Origin of the sequence: Roseiarcus sp. (genome assembly GCF_052145395.1) — a bacterium.
In the GTDB taxonomy this organism is placed as follows: domain Bacteria; phylum Pseudomonadota; class Alphaproteobacteria; order Rhizobiales; family Beijerinckiaceae; genus Roseiarcus.
Map to the genome: position 1 here is coordinate 1 of NZ_JBKQOT010000557.1, position 3,522 is coordinate 3,522.

Genomic DNA, 3,522 nt, shown 5'->3' on the forward strand with positions numbered 1-3,522 from the left:
CTTCTGCATTTTCCACGATGAGCTCGCCGCGAGCAGAAAGCGGCGCGCCGATAGGCGGCCGCTCATGCACACAAGCACATGCGTCACGCGGCCTGCGCAATGATTTGCCGCAAACGTTCAGGTTCGATGAGCGCGATTGTGCGGCGGCCGCTAAAGATGACGCCCTCAAAATCCCGGGGGCTAAGACGAGGGGACCGTGCCATCCGCAATGCGTGCGTTAACCAGAGCGACATCCGCCCGCTTGCGGCCCGGACCCCGCGCTGCAAGCCGATCAGCAACTGGGGATCTGCGACTTAACCCGCGATCGGCGATGCCGCCCTCGACCAGCGGATCGCGTCCTCGAGCCGGTCGTCGCTCCCAGAACACCTCGCCGTTCACGGCAATGCAGAGCCAAGCTGACTAAACCGCCTTCCCGACAACGGCCCCGATCCCCGCCGTCACGGCCATCGCGATCGCGCCCCAGAATCCGACCCGCAAGGCGGGCCGGACCAGGGCGGAGCCACCGAGCCAGCCGCCGAGCGCGCCGAGCACGACAAGGAAGATCAGCGTCGCGGCCGAAGCGGTCGCTATGAGAATTTCCCGTGGGGCAAGGATCGCAACCAACGTCGGGAGCGCCGCGCCCAGTGAGAAAGCACGCGCAGACGCCGCGGCGGCGAGCAAAGGATTGGCGCCGCCGTTATCCGCGAAGCCTAGCTCGTCGCGGGCGTGCGCGGACAGCGCGTCCTTCGCATGCAATTGCTCGGCGACTTGCTGGGCCAGCGCTGGATCGAGACCGCGCTCGACATAGATTTGCGTGAGTTCCGCCTTCTCGGCCTGCGGCTCGTCTTTGAGCGCCTTCTATTCGCGCGCGAGGTCGGCGACCTCGGAGTCGGCCTGCGAGCTAACGGAAACGAACTCGCCCGCAGCCATCGCCATGGCGCCTGCGGCCCAGCCGGCGAACGCCGCAGTCAGGATCTCGCCCCGATCGGCGGCCGCGGCGGCCACGCCGACGACCAGACTCGCTGTCGATATGAGCCCGTCGTTCGCGCCGAGCACCGCTGCGCGGAGCCAGCCTGTGCGACGGATGTAGTGATGTTCTGCGTGCGCCATCATTGGGCCCGGAGTTTGCGGTGATTGGCCATCGCCTAGGACCGCGACATGACGGTTTGGCGACGTCTTGGCGCCGGTCCTTCGCCCGGCGAAGGGAAATGCTGCGCGACGGCCCCTGACAACTTGCCGCATCGCGGGATCGTTGACCCGCGGGGTTGAGAGCCTGATAGGGACATAGGCGACGCGAGCGGCGCGGCCCAGAAGCAAGGGGCGGAAACGTGAATTGGACCACGCGCCTCTATTATTTTTCGCGCCGATGGGGGAAGGCCATCCGGCTGTACCTGGCGATCGCGGGGCCCGGCATCGTCGTCATGGTCGCAGACAATGACGCGGGCGGCATCACGACCTACGCGGCGACCGGCGCGAAATACCAATACCACCTGATCTGGTTCCTCATCATCCTCGGGCCGGTCGCCTATTACGTGCAGGAAATGACGGTCCGGCTGGGCGCGGTGACCAAGCGCGGACACGCCGAGGCGATCTTCGACGGCTTCGGGCCGTTCTGGGGCTGGTTCTCGCTGATCGACCTGTTGTTCCTGGATTGGCTGACGCTGGTCACCGAGTTCATCGGCATGACGACGGCGCTCGCGATCTTCGGCGTCCCTGGCTGGCTCACCGTTATCGCCCTCTGTTTGCTCATGGGCTTCATGGTGCTCAACGGCCGCTACTGGACGTGGGAGAAGCTCGCGATGGCGTTCTGTGCCATCAACCTGATCTACATCCCCGGCGCCTTCATGGTGAATCCGAGCGTGTCGGAAATCATGAGGCAGGGCATCATCCCGAATTTCCCCGGCGGTTTCACCGGCGAGCTGTTCTTCTTCCTGATGGCCAACATCGGCACGACCATCGCACCGTGGATGCTGTTCTTCCAGCAGTCGTCGGTCGTCGACAAGGGCCTCAAGGAGATCGACATCCCGTGGGGCAAGACCGACACCCTGGTCGGCGCGTTCTTCACCGTTCTGGTGGCGATCTTCATCATCATCGTGACGGGAACCGTGCTCAACGGGCGGAAAGTCACCGACGCGGCGCAGGCGTCTCGGATGCTGATGGAGACCCACCACTGGGCCGGCATATTCATGGCGATCGGCCTGTTCGACGCCGGCCTGCTCGGGGCGATCTGCATCTCGCTCGCGAGTTCCTGGGCGTTCGGCGAGGTGTTCGGCTGGGCCCACTCGCTCAACAACAAGATCCGCGAGGCCCCGTGGTTCTATTTTGCGTATTTCTTCGCGCTCATTACGTCGGGTCTCGTGGTCCTCATTCCCGGTGCGCCGCTGGTGCTGATTACGCTGTTCGTGCAGGTCATCGCGGTGACGCTGCTTCCGGCCGCGCTCGTGTTCCTTATCCTTCTCCTAAATGACAAGGATACGATGGGCGACCGCATCAACACGCTTTGGGAGAACGTCATCAACGGCTCGATCGTAGCCGTGATCATCGCGCTGTCGACGGCCTACGGCCTGACCACCCTCTTTCCGAGCCTGCTCGGCCAGTCAGGGACGCCATGAACATTTTTCACGCCATCGGCGCCGTCGTCGCCGACCAGATCGAGCAGGTCCGCACGATCAACCGCCGCTTCGCTAACCCGCGCCTGACGATGTCGCCGGCCGAGCAACGGGCGCTGCTCGCCCTGCGCATCTACCTGCTCGTTCTGGTCGGCCTGCTTGTCTACAAGTTCATTACGCTCCTGACGCCCTAGGTCTTTCGAGGACGCCATGTCGGTCGAAGCCAATCCTTCCAGCGAGACTTACCTCCTCACCGATCTGATTGGCGGCAAGGCGCACGCATCCGGCAAGGCGATCGGCAAACTGGCCGACGTCATCGCCATCGACGGCGGTAAGGCCGCCGAAGTGACCCACCTCTTCATCGAGCGGCCCTTCGGCTACAAGTCGCTGATGATCCCGTGGGACAAGGTCGAGCGGCTCGAGCCAAACGGTCGGTCGACCCTTGCGATTTCCCGGCTGGAAGACTTCGAGGGCGAGCCGGGCGAGGGCCAGGTGCGCTTGCGCGACCACCTGCTCGACAAGAAAGTTCTGGACAGCGACGACGACGAGGTCGAGGTCGTATACGACATCAAGCTCGCGCGCCTGAACGGTCGTCTCTATGTCACCGGAGTCGACTGCTCGCGGTCTGGGTTCCTGCGCCGCATCGGCCTTGGGCGGATCGCCAATTTCCTCCGCAGTGTTGCGGCGACAATCAAGGATGACACGATCCCGTGGAGTTCCGTCCAGCCGCTGCCGCCCGACATTGGCCGGTTCAGCGGCGACCTGAAGCTCAACCTGTTGAAGGCGAAGCTGCCGCAGATCCACCCGGTCGACATGGCCGACATTCTGGAAGAGCTGGACCACGACAGCCGGGTCGCGATCTTCAATCAGCTGGGGACCGACCACGCGTCCGAAACCCTGATGGAAGTGGAGCCTCGCGTGCAGCGCAGCTTGG

Annotated in this window: 3 protein-coding genes and 1 pseudogene; 3 read left to right on the forward strand and 1 reads right to left on the reverse strand. The window is 64.1% G+C overall.

From position 1 onward, the window contains the following. Nucleotides 1-399: 399 nt before the first annotated feature. Nucleotides 400-1,092 (reverse strand): annotated as a pseudogene (locus ACLP25_RS19135) (VIT1/CCC1 transporter family protein). A 215-nt stretch (nucleotides 1,093-1,307) separates the two neighbouring features. On the opposite strand from ACLP25_RS19135, the gene ACLP25_RS19140 reads away from it, so the two are divergent. The 3 genes from ACLP25_RS19140 to ACLP25_RS19150 form a co-directional block, all read left to right on the forward strand. After that, the gene (locus ACLP25_RS19140) at nucleotides 1,308-2,591 is read left to right on the forward strand and encodes an NRAMP family divalent metal transporter (protein WP_442470748.1); all 1,284 of its coding nucleotides are present in this window, start codon (nucleotides 1,308-1,310) and stop codon (nucleotides 2,589-2,591) included. Beyond that, a complete protein-coding gene (locus ACLP25_RS19145; RefSeq protein ID WP_442470749.1) occupies nucleotides 2,588-2,782 on the forward strand; it encodes a hypothetical protein in 195 nt (64 codons plus the stop codon). Before ACLP25_RS19140 ends, ACLP25_RS19145 begins: the two co-directional genes overlap by 4 nt. A 16-nt stretch (nucleotides 2,783-2,798) precedes the next feature. Continuing rightward, nucleotides 2,799-3,522 (forward strand): magnesium transporter MgtE N-terminal domain-containing protein (locus ACLP25_RS19150; protein ID WP_442470750.1); only part of this gene is annotated, 724 nt, incomplete at its 3' end.